Origin of the sequence: Streptomyces sp. SKN60 (genome assembly GCF_026236535.1) — a bacterium.
Classification (GTDB): Bacteria; Actinomycetota; Actinomycetes; order Streptomycetales; family Streptomycetaceae; genus Streptomyces.
In genome coordinates this window covers 197,682-213,300 of sequence record NZ_JAHTMW010000014.1, presented here as the reverse complement: position 1 = coordinate 213,300, position 15,619 = coordinate 197,682, and the positions used below count along the sequence as shown (strand labels likewise).

Genomic DNA, 15,619 nt, shown 5'->3' with positions numbered 1-15,619 from the left:
GGACGCCGAAGGTAAAGACTGGGTAATGCGTACGATTGTCGGGCGGGGAGGAAACCGGACGAAGGTGGCCGGACGGACGTAGCTGCTGAACCGTCACTCCCCTTGCACCGCAAGGATCTTGCAGAGGCGGGGTGGGGGTCGGGGGCGGCTCGCTCAAGCACTCGGCGCCGCGCCGACCGCATGACACGTCCGGGGGACCGGTCGTACGGGCGAGCGATGGGGGAGCAGGTGCGGTGCGGGGTGTCGGGTGCCCGCTTCCTTCCGAGCGGCCGGCGTGCCGGTAGCGGGCTTGCCGGGAGGCACCGGCAGACCGCGCCCGTGGCGTGGCCCGGGGCGCCTGCCAGGCGTCGGCCGACGGGCCCTGCGCCGGACCGGGGCCCGGCGTCAGCGGCCCCGGCTGCCTTCGGCGGGTCAGCGGGCCAGGCGGAGCCGGACCGTCGAGCCGTCCGTGGCGTGCGGGCCGGCCGGGGTCCAGTCGCCCGAGGCGTCGTCCGCGATCCAGGTGCGGTCGCCGTAGGAGACCTCCGCGATGCGGAGGTCGTCGGCGCGGGCGACCGCCCACTGGGCGAGTTCCCAGCCGCGCTGGTCGCGCCGGGCGCCGGTGGGGCGGACCGGGACCGAGAGTTCCACGGCCGGCGGAGTGGCCGCGTCGGCCCCGGCGGCGCCGGCGCCCGCCGTGACGCCCTTGGGGGCTGTCTCCTCGCCGAAGGCGCGGATCAGCTCGGCACGGACCCGGGAGGGGTCGCCGGGGCGGCCCTCCCGGACGTCCGCCGTGCAGGCGAGCGCGGCCGGCGCGCGGCCGGTCAGGGCCGCCGAGAGGAGCGTGGCGTCCGGCTCGTGCTTCGCGTACGCCTGCGGGAAACCGCTGCGCTGCACCTTCTGCGCCGCCACCGTCAGCGGCAGCCGCGAATAGCCCGGAACCTTCTCCAGGCCTTCGTAGAACTTCCCCGAGGAGTACACGGGGTCGAGGATCTGCTCCGGCGTGCCCCAGCCCATCGACGGGCGCTGCTGGAACAGCCCGAGCGAGTCGCGGTCGCCGTGCTCGATGTTCCGCAGCCCCGATTCCTGCAGCGCGGTCGCGAGCGCGATCGTCACCGCGCGCTCCGGGAGCCCCCGGCCGGTGCCCACGGCCGCGATCGTCGCGGCGTTCGACGCCTGCTCCGGGGTGAATTCGTACCGGTTCGACCCGCTTCCGATGGTGCACCGGGGCGCCCCCTTACTGCCCGTGACGTAGTGCACCGTCACGTATGCGACCAGGCCGAGAAGCACGGCGAGGCCCGCCGTGAACCGGACGGCGCGGCCGTGGCGGGCGGGACGGGAGGGGCGGGTGGGCTCGGACACGCGCCCCACCGTACTGGAGGCCGCGTTAGGGTCGACACATGGCTGACACCGCTGCTTCGGAACCCGCTCCGGCCCCCTCGACGACCCCCGCTCCGGCTCCCTCGCTGGACCTCTCGCTCGACGGCGCCGCGCTGACCGCCGCCCTGGTCGACATCCCCTCCGTCAGCGGAACCGAGCAGCCGCTCGCCGACGCGATCGAGCGCGCCCTGCGCGGCCTGCCCCACCTCACCGTCGACCGCCACGGCAACAACGTGGTGGCCCGCACGAACCTCGGCCACCCCGAGCGCGTCGTCCTCGCCGGACACATCGACACCGTGCCGATCGCCGACAACGTGCCCTCGCGGCTCGACGCCGACGGCGTCCTGTGGGGCTGCGGCACCTCCGACATGAAGTCCGGCGTCGCCGTCCAGCTGCGGATCGCCGCCACCGTCCCCGCGCCCAACCGCGACCTCACCTTCGTCTTCTACGACAACGAGGAGGTCGCCGCCCACCTCAACGGCCTCGGCAAGATCGCCGACGCGCACCCCGACTGGCTCGCCGGCGACTTCGCCGTGCTCCTGGAGCCCTCCTTCGGGCAGGTCGAGGGCGGCTGCCAGGGCACGCTGCGGGTCAAGCTGCGCACGGCCGGTGAGCGGGCCCACTCCGCGCGCTCCTGGATGGGCGCCAACGCCATCCACGCCGCCGCCCCGATCCTGGCCCGGCTCGCCGCGTACGAGCCGCGCAAGCCGGTCATCGACGGCCTGGAGTACCACGAGGGCCTCAACGCGGTCGGCATCGAGGGCGGCGTCGCCACCAACGTCATCCCCGACGAGTGCGTGGTCACCGTCAACTACCGCTTCGCCCCCGACCTCTCGATCGCCCAGGCCCTCGCCCACGTCCACGAGGTCTTCGCGGACTGCGGCGTCACGTCGATCGAGGTCGACGACGAGAGCCCCGGCGCGCTGCCCGGTCTCTCCCACCCGGCCGCCGCGGCCTTCATGAAGGCGGTCGGCGGCAGCGCCATGCCCAAGTTCGGCTGGACCGACGTCGCCCGCTTCAGCGCGCTCGGCGTCCCCGCCGTCAACTACGGGCCGGGCGACCCGCTCTACGCGCACAAGCGCGACGAGCACGTGCACGTCGAGCGGATCCACCACTGCGAGGCGCGGCTCCGCGACTGGCTGACGGAATGATTCCCGATGATTCCTGTAATTCCGCTTTTCGTCACCTCGGTGGACCTACCCTGACCGGACCGGAAGATCGACCCCGGTGGATCAGTGGAACGGTGAGAGGAGCAGGCCATGGGCGTACCCGAAGAGCCGAAGAAGCTCGAGGAGCAGCGGCTGGGACCGGTGATCAGGCGCCGTGACCAGGTGCAGGCCGGCACCACGGACCAGCGGCTGCTCGACACCGAGGGCGACTCGGAGTGGGTGCACACCGACCCCTGGCGGGTCATGCGGATCCAGTCCGAGTTCGTCGAGGGCTTCGGCGCGCTCGCCGAACTGCCCAGCGCCATCAGCGTGTTCGGCTCGGCCCGCACCAAGCCGGACTCGCCCGAGTACGCGGCGGGCGTCCGGCTCGGCCGCGCCCTCGTCGAGGCGGGCTTCGCGGTGATCACCGGCGGCGGCCCCGGCGCCATGGAGGCCGCCAACCGCGGCGCCCGCGAGGCCAAGGGCATCTCGGTCGGCCTCGGCATCGAGCTGCCCTTCGAGCAGGGCCTCAACCCGCACGTCGACATCGGCGTGAACTTCCGCTACTTCTTCGTCCGCAAGACGATGTTCGTGAAGTACGCGCAGGGCTTCGTGGTCCTGCCTGGCGGACTCGGCACCCTCGACGAGCTCTTCGAGGCGCTCACCCTCGTCCAGACCCGCAAGGTCACCCGCTTCCCGATCGTGCTCTTCGGTACGGAGTACTGGGGCGGCCTCGTCGACTGGCTGCGCGACTCCGTCGTCGCCGGCGGCAAGGCGTCCGAGCAGGACCTGCTGCTCTTCCACGTCACGGACGACGTGGACGAGGCGGTGGCGCTGGTGAGCAAGGAGGTCGGGCGCTAGGTCCTGTCCGGAAAGTCCCGCCTGGCTCGCGGCGCCTGGCACGCACGCTCGCCGCGTTGTCGTCGGTCGCCATGGCAAGCCATGTCTCCCTCCTCCGCCTTGCGATCGCACGCACCAGACACCGCGAGCCCTGCCCTGCGGGCAGACGACGCTACTTTCCGGACAGGCCCTAGGGCCCGTACGGCTCTGAGCGGGGGCGCCCCTGCGGCGCCCCCCTGGCCCGCCCGCCTACGCCAGCCCCCGCCGGGCCACCGCCGGCTCGCGGTGCCCCGCAATGGTCGCCACCATGTCGAGCACCTGCCGCGTCTCCGCCACCTCGTGCACCCGGTACACCCGAGCCCCCAGCCACGCCGACACCGCCGTCGTCGCCAGCGTCCCGAGCACCCGCTCCTTCACCGGCCGGTCCAGCGTCTCGCCGACGAAGTCCTTGTTGGACAGCGAGACGAGCACCGGCCAGCCGGTCTCCGTCATCTCGCCGAGCCGGCGGGTCGCCTCCAGGCTGTGCCGGGTGTTCTTCCCGAAGTCGTGGCCCGGGTCGATCATGATCCCGTCGCGCCGCACGCCCAGCGAGACGGCCCGCTCCGCGAGCCCGACCGTGACCCGCAGGATGTCGGCCATCACGTCCTCGTACGCGACCCGGTGCGGCCGGGTCCGCGGCTCCGCGCCGCCCGCGTGCGTGCACACCAGGCCCGCGCCGTACTTCGCCGCCACCTCCGCGAGCCGCGGGTCGACCCCGCCCCACGCGTCGTTCAGGAGGTCCGCGCCGGCCTCGCAGACCGCCTCGCCGACGTCCGCCCGCCAGGTGTCCACGCTGATCACCACGTCCGGGTGCCGGCGCCGCACCTCGGCCACGAAGCCGACCGTGCGCCGCGCCTCCTCCTCGGCCGTGACCTCCTCGCCGGGGCCCGCCTTCACCCCGCCGATGTCGATGATCGCCGCGCCCTCGGCCACGGCCTGCTCGACCCGCGCGAGCGCCGGCTCGTCCCGGAAGGTGGCCCCCTGGTCGTAGAAGGAGTCCGGGGTCCGGTTCACGATCGCCATGATCACCGGCTCGTGCGGCCCGAATTCACGCCGTCCCAAGCGGAGCATCCCTTTTGTCCTCCCTCGCGTCCGTTCGCCTGCGACCCTAACCGTCGGTGGCGCATGGCACGATCGGCACCGGACGTTTTCCACGCGGGGAAACACGCTCGGGGAAAGGCGCGCAGGTGTTCTGGTTTCTGCTGATCACGATGGTCGTGGTCGTCGCGGCGGTCACCCTGGCGGTGGTCGGGGGCGGCGACAGCGAGGTGCTGCCCGAGGCGGCGCCCCAGCAGCTGGTCGATCCGCTGCCCGCGAGCCGCCCGGCCGACCAGGCCGATGTCGAGGCGCTGCGCCTGCCGGTCGCCCCCCGGGGCTATCGGATGGCGGACGTCGACGACGTCCTCGGCCGGCTCGGCGCCGAGCTCGCCGAGCGGGACGCCCGTATCGCCGAGCTCGAGGCCGCGCTCGCCGGCGCCCGGTCGCGCGGGGAGCAGGGCGGCGCGCAGGGTGGTACGGAGGGCGAGGGAGGCGAGGGCGCGTGAGCGAGGGCACGGCGATCCCGGGGCCCGACGGCCTGCTGCGCTGCCCCTGGGGCCTGTCCACCGAGGACTATGTGGCGTACCACGACGAGGAGTGGGGCCGCCCGGTCCACGGCGACGACGCGCTCTTCGAGCGGCTGTGTCTGGAGGCCTTTCAGTCCGGCCTGTCGTGGATCACGATCCTGCGCCGCCGGGAGGGCTTCCGCAAGGCCTTCGCGGGCTTCCGGATCGCCGAGGTGGCCCGGTTCACCGACGCCGACCGGGAGCGGCTGCTCGCCGACGAGGGCATCATCCGCAACCGTGCCAAGATCGACGCCACCCTCGCCAACGCGAAGGTGCTCGCCGGCTGGGACGCCGGCGAGCTCGACACGCTGATCTGGTCGTACGCGCCGGACCCGGCGACCCGCCCGGCCCCGGCCGTGATCTCCGAGGTCCCGGCGGTCACGGACGAGTCCACGGCCCTGTCGAAGGACCTGAAGAAGCGCGGCCTGCGCTTCATCGGGCCGACCACGGCGTACGCGCTGATGCAGGCCTGCGGCCTGGTCGACGACCACGTCGAGGGCTGCATCGCGCGCGGCGGCGGGCGCCCGGCCGTACGGAGGTCCGGGCCTGCCGACGGTCCTACCGGCCGAGGTACTTCGGCTTCTCCTTCGCGATGAAGGCCTGCACCGCGATCGTGTGGTCCGCCGAGGCGCCCGCCTTCGTCTGGAGCTCGTCCTCCTTCTCCAGGGCCTCGGCGAGCGAGTGGTCGGCGCCGTACGCGAGGGACTCCTTCAGGGCCGCGTAGGCGACGGTGGGGCCCTCGGCGAGCTTGCGGGCCAGCTTTCCGGCCTCCTCGGCGAGCGACTCGCCCGGCACCAGCCTGTTCACGATGCCCAGCTCGTACGCCTCCTGGGCGCTGATCGAGCGCGGGAACAGCAGCAGGTCGGCGGCGCGGCTCTGGCCGATCAGCCGGGGCAGCGTCCACGACATGCCCGAGTCGGCGGTGAGCGCCACGCCGGCGAAGGAGGTGTTGAAGGAGGCGTGCTCGGCGACGATCCGGTAGTCCGCCGCGAGCGCGAAGCCGAAGCCCGCGCCGGCCGCGACGCCGTTCACGGCCGCGACCACCGGCTTCGCCATGCCGGCGAGCGCCTTCGTGATCGGGTTGTAGTGGTCGCGCACCGTGTTCATGGTGTGCTGCGTGCCGGACTCCTTGTCCTGCAGGAGCAGCCCCACGTGCTCCTTGAGGTCCTGGCCCACGCAGAACGCGCGGTCGCCGGCCGCCGTGAGCAGCACCGCCCGGACCGCCGGGTCGGCGGCGGCCGCCTCGGCCGCGTCGCGCAGGGCGACCTTGGCCGCCACGTTCATCGCGTTCATCGCCTCGGGGCGGTTGATTGTGATGGTGGCGAGTCCGTCGCTCACTTCGTACAGCACCGTGTCGGCCATCGGGATCCCTTCGCGTCTTCGCGTCTCTGACGCAGCTCAGCATGGCGGAGATCACGGGGTGATCGCCCGGTCCGCACATGTGAGCTGTGTCAAAGACGGCGGCGAAGTATCGCAGGTGGATCGGCGAAATATGCGGCTTTGTGAAAGCGCGTTGCGGAAGCGATGCCTGCTGATGTTGGTCATCGGGTCCTGTGATGCGGGATAATGACCGGGAAGCAATCGTGTTCGATGCTGACGATGAGCTGGTTTTGCGGAAGGGGAACGAGCATGGCGGCCATGAAGCCGCGGACGGGTGACGGCCCGCTCGAGGTGACCAAGGAGGGGCGGGGCATCGTCATGCGCGTTCCGCTCGAAGGCGGCGGCCGGCTCGTCGTCGAGCTGACCCCGGACGAGGCGAAGGCACTCGGCGACGCCCTGAAGGACGTCGTCGGCTGACGCCCTTGTAGCGTTTTTCCCGCTTCTGCCCCGGTACGGTACCCACCGCACCGGGGCAGTGGTGTGTCGGGGGTCGGTACGGGTTCGGTCCGCGGGTGCGGTACGGGGCGGGGCCGGTCCTGCGGATCCTCGGGCGCCGCTTCTCGGGCGCTGCTTCTCAGGCGCCGCGGCGGACCGCGCACAGCAGGCCGTCGCCCACCGGCAGCAGCGTGGGCAGCAGCTCACGGCTCTCGCGCACCGTCCGCAGCAGCTCCCGTATCCGCTGCACCTCGGCCGGCTGGGCCGCCGAGTCCACCGTACGGCCGTCCGCGAAGACGCCCTCGAAGCAGACCAGACCGCCGGGGCGCAGCAGGCGCAACGATTCAGCGAGGTAGTCGAGCAGCTCAAGACGGTCGCCGTCGCAGAAGACGAGGTCGTATCCGCCGTCCGCGAGCCGGGGCAGCACGTCGAGCGCGCGGCCGGGGATGAACCGGGCCCGGTTGCCCGCGAAACCCGCGGCGCGGAACGCCGCCTTCGCGTGCGCCTGGCGCTCCGGCTCCACGTCGACCGTGGTCAGCACCCCGTCCGGGCGCATCCCGAGGAGCAGATAGATCCCGGAGACCCCGGTTCCCGTGCCGATCTCCGCCACCGCCTTGGCGTCCGCCGTCGCGGCCAGCAGGCGCAGGGCGGCGCCGGTGCCCGAAGACACCGAGGGGAGCCCCGCCTCCCGGGCCCGGTCACGGGCCCAGCGCAGCGCTTCGTCCTCGGCGACATAGGCGTCGGCGAACGCCAAACTCGTCTGCCGGTTGGCGGTAATGGCCCTCTCCTGTCCCCGTCTTGGACGTCGTGGTCGACTCAGGCGTCGACTGTATCCGCTGCGCGCGGGAACCCGCAGATGGGACCGCGCGTTCCTACTGACGGGAAGCGAGCGGGACGGCGACACGAGCCCGTCCCAAATTCGCGTAAAGATTCTTATCCGGAGCTAACGGGCGAGGTGGCTATGGTAGGGGCTCCACTGGACACCACCAGAGCCGACAGGGGAGGTGCGGCTGCGCCTGTGGATCGGAGAGGAGTGCTGCGGCGCCTTCTCGGGTCGGCGGGTGAGCCGAAATCCGTGACCGACACCGCTGACACCATCCGCCGCACTGCTACCGCACCCACCACCGCGACCTTCGCATCGGATGCGGAATCGCAGGCGTGGACTCCGCCCAGCTGGGAGGAGATCGTCAGCACGCACAGCGCCCGGGTCTACCGGCTCGCCTACCGCCTGACCGGAAACCAGCACGACGCCGAGGACCTCACCCAGGAGGTCTTCGTCCGGGTCTTCCGCTCGCTGTCGTCCTACACGCCGGGCACCTTCGAGGGCTGGCTCCACCGGATCACCACCAACCTGTTCCTGGACATGGTCCGCCGCAAGCAGCGGATCCGCTTCGACGCGCTCGCCGACGACGCCGCCGAGCGGCTGCCGAGCCGCGAACCGTCCCCGCAGCAGGCGTTCAACGACACGCACTTCGACGCCGACGTGCAGCAGGCCCTGGACACCCTCGCGCCCGAGTTCCGTGCCGCGGTCGTGCTCTGCGACATCGAGGGCCTGTCGTACGAGGAGATCGCCGCGACCCTCGGCGTGAAGCTCGGCACCGTCCGCAGCCGCATCCACCGCGGCCGCTCCCACCTGCGCAAGGCGCTCAAGCACCGCTCGCCCGAGGCGCGCGCGGAGCGGGCCCTCGCCGCCGTCGGATGGGAGGGCGGAACAGCGTGAGCGGTACCCGTCCGTCCGCGACCCCCGAGGAGCAGCGACTCGCGGAACACCATCTCGGGGACCGGCTCGCCGCGCTCGTCGACGGCGAGCTCGGTCATGACGCCCGCGAGCGGGTCCTCGCCCATCTCGCGACCTGCGCGCGCTGCAAGGCCGAGGCCGACGCCCAGCGCACCCTGAAGAGCGTCTTCGCCTCCTCCGCGCCTCCGGCCCCCTCCGAGGGGCTGCTCGCGCGGCTCCAGGGGCTGCCGGGGGGACCGCCTGACCAGGGGGGACCCTTCGACGACCTGCTGCGGGGCGGCGGCGTGCGCGCCGACGGCTTCGCCACCGCGCGGCCCGTCACCCCCGACAGCGGCTTCCCCATCCACGCGGTCGGCGACCGGTCCGCCGGGCGGGGACGGCGCTTCGCCTTCGCCGCCGCCAGCGCGGTCTCGTTCGCCGCGATCGCGCTGAGCAGCACCCTGTCGATCGACGCCCCGCGCGGCGGCCAGGGCACCGGCAGCAACATCACCCCGCTGCGGGCGCCCTCGACCTTCGCATCCGGCTCGCGCCGCGAGGCGACCCCGGAGGCCGCGCCTCCGACGGTCATCCCGGCCCGCCTCGAACTGGCCCCGTTCGTCCGCCCGATGAGCCCGGCACTCCGGCTGTCCTACGCGCCGGGGCTGCCCACCGGCTCCCCGACGCCCACTCCCGCCCCCGGGCCCTCCCACCCCTGACCCGCGACCTGGTTGAATCCAACCTGGTTGAATCCAGGGGCAGGGGCGCGCCGCCCGGCGACACGGGCGGCGCGGACAGGGCTTTGTTGCGGGGAGAGCATGAAGAACGGGAAGCCGACTTGGTGGAGCCGGCCGTCGACCACCACACCGACGGCCCCCGCCGCACCGCCCGAACGGGCGGACGACGCCGACTTCACCCTCGCGGCCCCGGCGGTGCCGCCGGCTCCGGAGCCGGCCGCCCCGGCCTCGGAACCGGCCGCCGAGCCGGCGCCTGAGCCCGTACCCGTACCGGTCCAGGAGGCCGCGCCCGAGCCGGAGCCCGTATCGGCACCCGCTCCGGCACCGGCTTCGCAGCAGCCGCTGCACGCACCCGACCCGTACCGGACGCCGCCCTACGGCGAGCCGGGCCCGTGGGCGCCCGCGCCCCCGGTCCAGCCGCCCGCGCCGATGGCGGCGCCCGCGCCCGCTCCCGCGCCCGTACCCATGGCGGCGCCGGCGCCCGTGCCCGCGTACGACCCGTGGGGCGCCCAGCCGCTCGCCCAGCCGCTCGCGCAGCCGCTCGCCGTCGAGGGCAAGGCGCCCCGCAAGCCCCGGCGCGGCCTCGCGCTGGTCGGCGCGCTCGCCTTCGCGCTCGTCACCGGTGTGGTCGGCGGCGGCGTCGGCGCGTACGTCGAGCGCAACGGCGGCCTCAGCACCGTCGAACTCCCGCAGGCCGGCCCCGGCGACACCGCCCGCGCCCCCGGCAGCGTCGCCGGGATCGCCGCCAGCGCCCTGCCCAGCGTCGTCACCATCCACGTCAGCGGCAGCGGCTCCTCCGGCACCGGCACCGGCTTCGTGCTCGACACCCGCGGCCACATCCTCACCAACAACCACGTGGTGGACGCGGCGGCCTCCTCCGGCGAGATCTCCGTCACCTTCAGCAACGGCGAGACCGCCCGCGCCAAGCTCATCGGCCGCGACAGCGGCTACGACCTCGCCGTGATCCAGGTCCGCGGCGTCTCCGGCCTCAAGCCGCTCGCGCTCGGCAACTCCGACAGCGTCCGCGTCGGCGACCCGGTCGTCGCCATCGGCGCCCCCTTCGACCTCTCCAACACGGTCACCTCCGGCATCATCAGCGCCAAGGAGCGGCCCATCACCGCGGGCGGCGAGAAGGGCGACGGCAGCGACGTCAGCTATGTCGACGCCCTCCAGACCGACGCGCCGATAAACCCCGGCAACTCCGGCGGCCCGCTGGTCGACGGACAGGGCCGGGTCATCGGCATCAACAGCGCCATCCGGGCAGCCGGCGGCGGCTCCGGCGGCGAGGGCGGCGGCCAGTCCGGCTCCATCGGCCTCGGCTTCGCCATCCCCATCAACCAGGGCAAGCGGGTCGCCGAGGAGCTCATCAACACCGGCAAGGCCACCCACCCGGTTATCGGCGTCAGCCTCGACATGGCCTACACCGGCGACGGCGCCCGGGTCGGTGACAAGGGCAAGGGCAACACCCCCTCGGTCACCGCCGGCGGCCCCGCCGACAAGGCCGGCATCCGCCCCGGCGACGTCATCACCAAGGTCGACGGCCAGCGCGTCCACAGCGGCGAGGAGCTGATCGTGAAGATCCGCTCGCACCGCCCCGGCGACAAGCTGAAGCTGACCCTGACCCGTAACGGCAAAGAGCAGACAAAGACCTTGACCCTGGGCTCCTCCACCGGCACCTGAGACCGGCACCTGAGGGCAGCCGAGGGACCGCCCAGTGGCCATGTGGAGGACACCACGCTGTACCCGCCGGACAGTTTCGGCGGGTACCGTGGAGCGGGCCGCCCGGGACCGGCGAGAAGGAGCTACAGGGTGTTCAGCGACATAGGCGCACTCGAGCTGGTGACGCTCGTGGTGCTCGCCGTGCTCATCTTCGGACCCGACAAGCTGCCGAAGGTGATCCAGGACGTCTCCCGGTTCATCCGCAAGGTCCGCGAGTTCTCCGACAGCGCCAAGGCGGACATCCGCAGCGAGCTCGGCCCGGAGTTCAAGGACTTCGAGTTCGAGGACCTCAACCCCAAGAACTTCATCCGCAAGCAGCTCGCGGAGAACGAGGACTTCAAGGAGCTCAACGAGCTCCGCTCGACCTTCGACCTCAAGAAGGAGATGAACGAGGTCGCCGACGCGGTCCACGGCCGCGAGTCCCAGCCCTCCTCCTCGTCTTCCTCGTCCGCTCCCGCGGTCACCAGCGGCAAGCCGGACCTCCTGAAGAAGCAGGACAAGCCGGACAACGCCGAGCGTCCGCCGTACGACTACGACGCGACCTGACGGGCGAGTCGACGGGCGCCTGACGCGCCGTCCCACCGGCGCCGACGACGCCCTGTCACCGAACCACCCCGCAGCGGTGGCTATCCTCCCTCTGTTGACTGAACGAGGAGGCGGCCGAGATGAAGACGACGAGTCGGGTGGAAGCCGACGGCTTTCTGCGCGCACCCTTCGCCTGGTACGGGCTCGACGAGGCGTTCACCGGACCGCGCCGGCTGATGCAGATCGGCACGGCGGCGGACGGCACCGTGCAGCACGGCTCCATGGGCCACGGTGACGAGCCGTCGATAAAGTCCGAGGCCGGCGGGGCGAGTACGGAGAAGGAGCGCTTCGCGGTCGTCGTGACGGTCGCCGCCAACCCCGTGCGCCGCACCGGCGACGGCACCGGCGTCCTGGACGCCACCACGGTCTCCTCGGCGGCCTGGCTGGCCGGCTCGGGCCTCCTGGCCCACACCTGGCCCGCCCAGCTCGACCACGCCCTGCGCGACAACTGGCTGGACCAGCAGACCGAGACCGCCTTCGAGCTCGCCGACGACCTCGACGGGCCCGCCTGGACCGCTCTCTCGCTGCCCGTGGACGGCGTCCCGGTGCCCTTCCACTACCGCGAGTCCGAGTTCGGCTGGGTCCTCGCCGGCTCGGCGGACGGCGTCCACATCGGCGCGTACGGGCGGGGCATGAGCGCGTACGGGCTCGGGTTCGCGCGGGTCAAGGACCTGGGCGCGTACGCCTGACGGCGGGTATGACGAAGGGGCACGCCGGATCGGGGTGCCCCTTCACGCTGCGCGGCCTGTGCGGCCCGCAGGCTCCGGTTGTGCCCACCCGTTCCGCCCCTGCGGAACGTATGCCCACAACCGGTGCCTCAGAACTTGTTCCGTGGCGTGATGCCCAGGCTCATGCCCGACAGGCCGCGCTGGCGGCCGCCCAGCTTGCCCGCGATGGTGCGCAGGGCCGCGCCGGCCGGGGAGTCGGGGTCGGCCAGGACGACCGGCCTGCCCTCGTCGCCGCCCTCGCGCAGGCGCACGTCGATGGGGATCGAGCCGAGCACCGGGACGGTCGCGCCGGTGGTCTTGGTCAGGCCGTCGGCGACCTTCTGGCCGCCGCCCGTGCCGAACACGTCGACCATCTCGTCGCAGTGCGGACACGGCAGGCCCGCCATGTTCTCGACCACGCCGACGATCTTCTGGTGGGTCTGCACGGCGATCGCGCCGGCCCGCTCGGCGACCTCGGCCGCCGCCTGCTGCGGGGTGGTGACGACCAGGATCTCGGCGTTCGGCACCAGCTGGGCCACGGAGATCGCGATGTCGCCGGTGCCCGGCGGCAGGTCGAGGAGCAGGACGTCCAGGTCGCCCCAGTACACGTCGGCGAGGAACTGCTGGAGCGCGCGGTGCAGCATCGGGCCGCGCCACACCACCGGCGCGTTGCCCGGGGTGAACATGCCGATGGAGATGACCTTCACGCCGTTCGCCGACGGCGGCATGATCATGTTCTCGACCTGGGTGGGCTTGCCGTCCACGCCCAGCATGCGCGGCACGCTGTGGCCGTAGATGTCGGCGTCCACGACACCGACCTTCAGGCCGTCGGCGGCCATCGCCGCCGCCAGGTTGACCGTCACCGAGGACTTGCCGACGCCGCCCTTGCCGGACGCCACCGCGTAGACCCGGGTCAGCGAGCCCGGCTTGGCGAACGGGACCTCGCGCTCGGCGGTGGTGCCGCGCAGCGCCGCCGCGAGCTCCTTGCGCTGCTCGTCGCTCATCACGTCCAGGGAGACGTCGACACCGGTGACGCCCTCGACCCGGGAGACGGCGTCCGTCACGCGCTGGGTGATCGTCTCGCGCATCGGGCAGCCGGAGACGGTGAGGTAGACCGTCACGGCGACCGTGCCGTCGTCACCGATCTCCACCGACTTCACCATGCCGAGCTCGGTGATCGGCTTGTTGATCTCGGGGTCGTTCACCGTCGCCAGTGCTTCGCGCACCGCGTCTTCCATAGCCATAGAGAGATGGTACGGCGACGACCACCGGCTCATGAAAGGGCTGTCAACGGTCGGGTACGTCACTCCCGTGCGTACCGCCGTCCGGGAATAGATCCCGCCGGTCGTCGCGCCGGTCCCCGTCCCGCTGCTCCAGGTCCTTCAGCAGGTCCTGGAGCTCCGAGCGCATCCAGTCGCGGGTGGCCACCTCGCCCAGACCCATCCGCAGCGCCGCGATCTCCCGGGTCAGGTACTCGGTGTCGGCGATCGAGCGCTCGTTCTGCTTGCGGTCCTGCTCCAGGTTGACCCGGTCCCGGTCGTCCTGCCGGTTCTGTGCGAGCAGGATCAGCGGCGCCGCGTACGAGGCCTGGAGGGACAGGGCGAGGGTCAGGAAGATGAAGGGGTACTCGTCGAACTTCAGCGGCGCCGGCGCGAAGACGTTCCACCCGATCCAGACGACGACCGTCAGGGTCATCCAGACCAGGAACCTGCCCGTCCCCAGGAAGCGGGCGATCCGCTCCGAGAGCCGCCCGAAGGCCTCGGGGTCGTACTCCGGAAGCAGCCGGGTGCGCCGCTCGCGCGGCAGGTCGAGCCGGATCCGGGGCAGGGTGCGCTCCCGTTCCCCCCGCTCCCGGTCGCGCTCGCGGTCCCGCTCCTGCGCGCGCTCAGCCACCGCCCACCCCCTCCTCGTGGAACTCGGTCTCGCGCCAGTCGTCCGGCAGCAGGTGGTCGAGCACGTCGTCCACGGTCACCGCGCCGAGCAGCGAACCGCTCTCGTCCACCACGGGCGCGGCCACCAGGTTGTACGCGGCGAAGTAGCTGGTCACCGCCGGCAGCGGGGTGGCCGGCCCGAGCGGCGGCAGATCGCTGTCCACCAGCGCGCTGACCAGCGTGAACGGCGGGTCCCGCAGCAGCCGCTGGAAGTGCACCGTGCCCAGGTACTTGCCGGTCGGGGTCTCGTCCGGCGGCCGGCACACGTACACCTGCGCGGCGAGCGCGGGGGAGAGGTCCTGCAGGCGTACGCGGGCGAGCGCGTCGGCGACCGTCGCGTCCGGGCGCAGCACGATCGGCTCGGTCGTCATCAGACCGCCCGCGGTCCGCTCCTCGTACGCCATGAGCCGGCGCACGTCCGCCGCGTCGTCCGGCTGCATCAGGGTGAGCAGCCGCTCCTTCTCGTCCTCCGGCAGCTCGTTCAGGAGGTCGGCGGCGTCGTCCGGGTCCATCGCCTCCAGGACGTCGGCGGCCCGCTCCTCCTTCAGCTTGCCCAGGATCTCGATCTGGTCGTCCTCCGGCAGCTCCTCCAGGACGTCCGCGAGCCGGTCGTCGTCGAGGGCGGCGGCCACCTCGGCGCGCCGCTTGGGGGAGAGGTGGTGCAGCGCGTTGGCGAGGTCGGCGGGGCGCAGCTTCTCGAAGGTGGCGACCAGGCTCTCGGCGCCCTGCCCGTGCTCCTCCAGGGAGAAGCCGGTGACGGCCGACCAGTCGACGGTCAGCGTCTCGCCCTTGCGGCGAAGCGCCCCGCCCTTGCCGCGCCGTACGAAGACCTTGTCGATCTCCCAGTCGCGGCGGGCCGGCAGCTGCTGGATCGCCACGTCGAGGACGGTGACCTCTTCGCCGGTCTCGACAAGGGTCACCCGCCGGTCGAGCAGCTCGCCGAGGACCAGGCGCTCGGTGGGGCGCTGTTCGAAGCGCCGCATGTTGACGACGCCGGTGGTGATGACCTGGCCGGACTCGACGCCGGTGATCCGGGTCATGGGCACGAAGACCCGGCGCCGGGACAGCACCTCGACCACCATGCCGAGCAGCCGGGGCGGGCGGCGGCCCACCCGCAGCATGGCCACCAGATCGCTGACCCGGCCGACCTGGTCGCCGACGGGGTCGAAGACCGGGACGCCGGCCAGATGGGAGACGAAGACCCGGGGGGCGCCTGCCGCCATGCCACGCGCCTCCTCCGTGCCGCACGATTCGGGCCGGTCCGTTACCGCTCGTCCCGCTTGCCGGGTTCAGGCTAGCCCGTGGCGGACGGTGCCGCTTCGGCAGAGCGCCCGTCCGGCTGCCTGCGGGGCGGTGACCCGACCCGGGTACGCTGCGGTCTGCCGCCCCCCACCGGCTCCGGATCCCACCGGCCGTCCCCC

17 protein-coding genes are annotated in these 15,619 nt (G+C 72.7%); 10 read left to right on the top strand and 7 right to left on the bottom strand.

What is annotated here, in order from left to right; all coding sequences use genetic code 11:
* Positions 1–411: 411 nt before the first annotated feature.
* Positions 412–1,341 carry a hypothetical protein gene (locus KV205_RS24200; RefSeq protein ID WP_265866663.1) on the bottom strand — a complete coding sequence of 310 codons (930 nt, stop codon included), beginning with the start codon at positions 1,339–1,341 and terminating at the stop codon, positions 412–414.
* A 38-nt stretch (positions 1,342–1,379) separates the two neighbouring features.
* Between KV205_RS24200 and dapE the strand changes: the two genes are divergently transcribed.
* Both dapE and KV205_RS24190 read left to right on the top strand, forming a co-directional pair.
* The gene (gene dapE / locus KV205_RS24195; RefSeq protein ID WP_265866662.1) at positions 1,380–2,510 is read left to right on the top strand and encodes a succinyl-diaminopimelate desuccinylase; all 1,131 of its coding nucleotides are present in this window, start codon (positions 1,380–1,382) and stop codon (positions 2,508–2,510) included.
* A gap of 108 nt (positions 2,511–2,618) precedes the next feature.
* Positions 2,619–3,368 (top strand): TIGR00730 family Rossman fold protein, encoded by a 750-nt coding sequence (locus KV205_RS24190; RefSeq protein WP_265866661.1) that lies wholly within the window; start codon positions 2,619–2,621, stop codon positions 3,366–3,368.
* 228 nt (positions 3,369–3,596) lie between these two features.
* Here the strand turns inward: KV205_RS24190 and folP are convergent, their stop codons facing one another.
* Positions 3,597–4,457 (bottom strand): dihydropteroate synthase, encoded by an 861-nt coding sequence (gene folP, locus KV205_RS24185; protein WP_265866660.1) that lies wholly within the window; start codon positions 4,455–4,457, stop codon positions 3,597–3,599.
* A 116-nt stretch (positions 4,458–4,573) separates the two neighbouring features.
* On the opposite strand from folP, the gene KV205_RS24180 reads away from it, so the two are divergent.
* Positions 4,574–4,930, top strand: coding sequence for a DivIVA domain-containing protein (locus KV205_RS24180; protein WP_265866659.1), 357 nt, complete (start codon positions 4,574–4,576; stop codon positions 4,928–4,930).
* Entirely contained in the window at positions 4,927–5,586 is a 660-nt protein-coding gene (locus tag KV205_RS24175) for a DNA-3-methyladenine glycosylase I (protein ID WP_308404093.1), read from the top strand. The genes KV205_RS24180 and KV205_RS24175 overlap by 4 nt, the downstream gene beginning before the upstream one ends.
* Here the strand turns inward: KV205_RS24175 and KV205_RS24170 are convergent.
* On the bottom strand, positions 5,549–6,352 hold the full coding sequence (locus KV205_RS24170; protein ID WP_265866658.1) for an enoyl-CoA hydratase/isomerase family protein: 804 nt from the start codon (positions 6,350–6,352) through the stop codon (positions 5,549–5,551). The genes KV205_RS24175 and KV205_RS24170 overlap by 38 nt on opposite strands.
* Before the next feature lie 267 nt (positions 6,353–6,619).
* Here KV205_RS24170 and KV205_RS24165 point away from each other — a divergent pair, with 267 nt between their 5' ends.
* On the top strand, positions 6,620–6,787 hold the full coding sequence (locus KV205_RS24165) for a DUF3117 domain-containing protein (RefSeq protein WP_205628308.1): 168 nt from the start codon (positions 6,620–6,622) through the stop codon (positions 6,785–6,787).
* Between the two features lie 157 nt (positions 6,788–6,944).
* Here the strand turns inward: KV205_RS24165 and KV205_RS24160 are convergent, their stop codons facing one another.
* Positions 6,945–7,559, bottom strand: a complete 615-nt coding sequence (locus KV205_RS24160) for a class I SAM-dependent methyltransferase (protein ID WP_265866657.1) — start codon at positions 7,557–7,559, stop codon at positions 6,945–6,947.
* A 207-nt stretch (positions 7,560–7,766) separates the two neighbouring features.
* Between KV205_RS24160 and sigE the strand changes: the two genes are divergently transcribed.
* The 5 genes from sigE to KV205_RS24135 all read left to right on the top strand — a co-directional run bounded on the left by sigE (position 7,767) and on the right by KV205_RS24135 (position 12,249).
* Positions 7,767–8,525, top strand: coding sequence for an RNA polymerase sigma factor SigE (sigE, locus tag KV205_RS24155; RefSeq protein ID WP_265866656.1), 759 nt, complete (start codon positions 7,767–7,769; stop codon positions 8,523–8,525).
* Positions 8,522–9,238: a zf-HC2 domain-containing protein gene (locus KV205_RS24150; protein ID WP_265866655.1), complete on the top strand. Its 717-nt coding sequence runs from the start codon at positions 8,522–8,524 to the stop codon at positions 9,236–9,238. The genes sigE and KV205_RS24150 overlap by 4 nt, the downstream gene beginning before the upstream one ends.
* A gap of 99 nt (positions 9,239–9,337) precedes the next feature.
* Positions 9,338–10,936, top strand: coding sequence for a S1C family serine protease (locus KV205_RS24145; RefSeq protein WP_265866654.1), 1,599 nt, complete (start codon positions 9,338–9,340; stop codon positions 10,934–10,936).
* A gap of 129 nt (positions 10,937–11,065) precedes the next feature.
* Positions 11,066–11,521 carry a sec-independent translocase gene (locus KV205_RS24140; RefSeq protein WP_265866653.1) on the top strand — a complete coding sequence of 152 codons (456 nt, stop codon included), beginning with the start codon at positions 11,066–11,068 and terminating at the stop codon, positions 11,519–11,521.
* A 119-nt stretch (positions 11,522–11,640) separates the two neighbouring features.
* Positions 11,641–12,249 (top strand): hypothetical protein, encoded by a 609-nt coding sequence (locus KV205_RS24135; RefSeq protein WP_265866652.1) that lies wholly within the window; start codon positions 11,641–11,643, stop codon positions 12,247–12,249.
* Positions 12,250–12,377: 128 nt separating this feature from the next.
* On the opposite strand, the gene KV205_RS24130 is transcribed toward KV205_RS24135, so the two are convergent.
* Genes KV205_RS24130 through KV205_RS24120 form a run of 3 tightly spaced genes read right to left on the bottom strand, consistent with a single transcriptional unit; the run spans position 12,378 to position 15,421 of the window.
* Positions 12,378–13,511, bottom strand: coding sequence for an Mrp/NBP35 family ATP-binding protein (locus KV205_RS24130; protein WP_265866650.1), 1,134 nt, complete (start codon positions 13,509–13,511; stop codon positions 12,378–12,380).
* Positions 13,512–13,554: 43 nt separating this feature from the next.
* Positions 13,555–14,160: a DUF1003 domain-containing protein gene (locus KV205_RS24125; protein ID WP_374214720.1), complete on the bottom strand. Its 606-nt coding sequence runs from the start codon at positions 14,158–14,160 to the stop codon at positions 13,555–13,557.
* Complete coding sequence (locus KV205_RS24120) at positions 14,153–15,421, bottom strand: magnesium transporter MgtE N-terminal domain-containing protein (protein WP_265866649.1); 1,269 nt, start codon at positions 15,419–15,421, stop codon at positions 14,153–14,155. Before KV205_RS24120 ends, KV205_RS24125 begins: the two co-directional genes overlap by 8 nt.
* Positions 15,422–15,619: the final 198 nt, after the last annotated feature.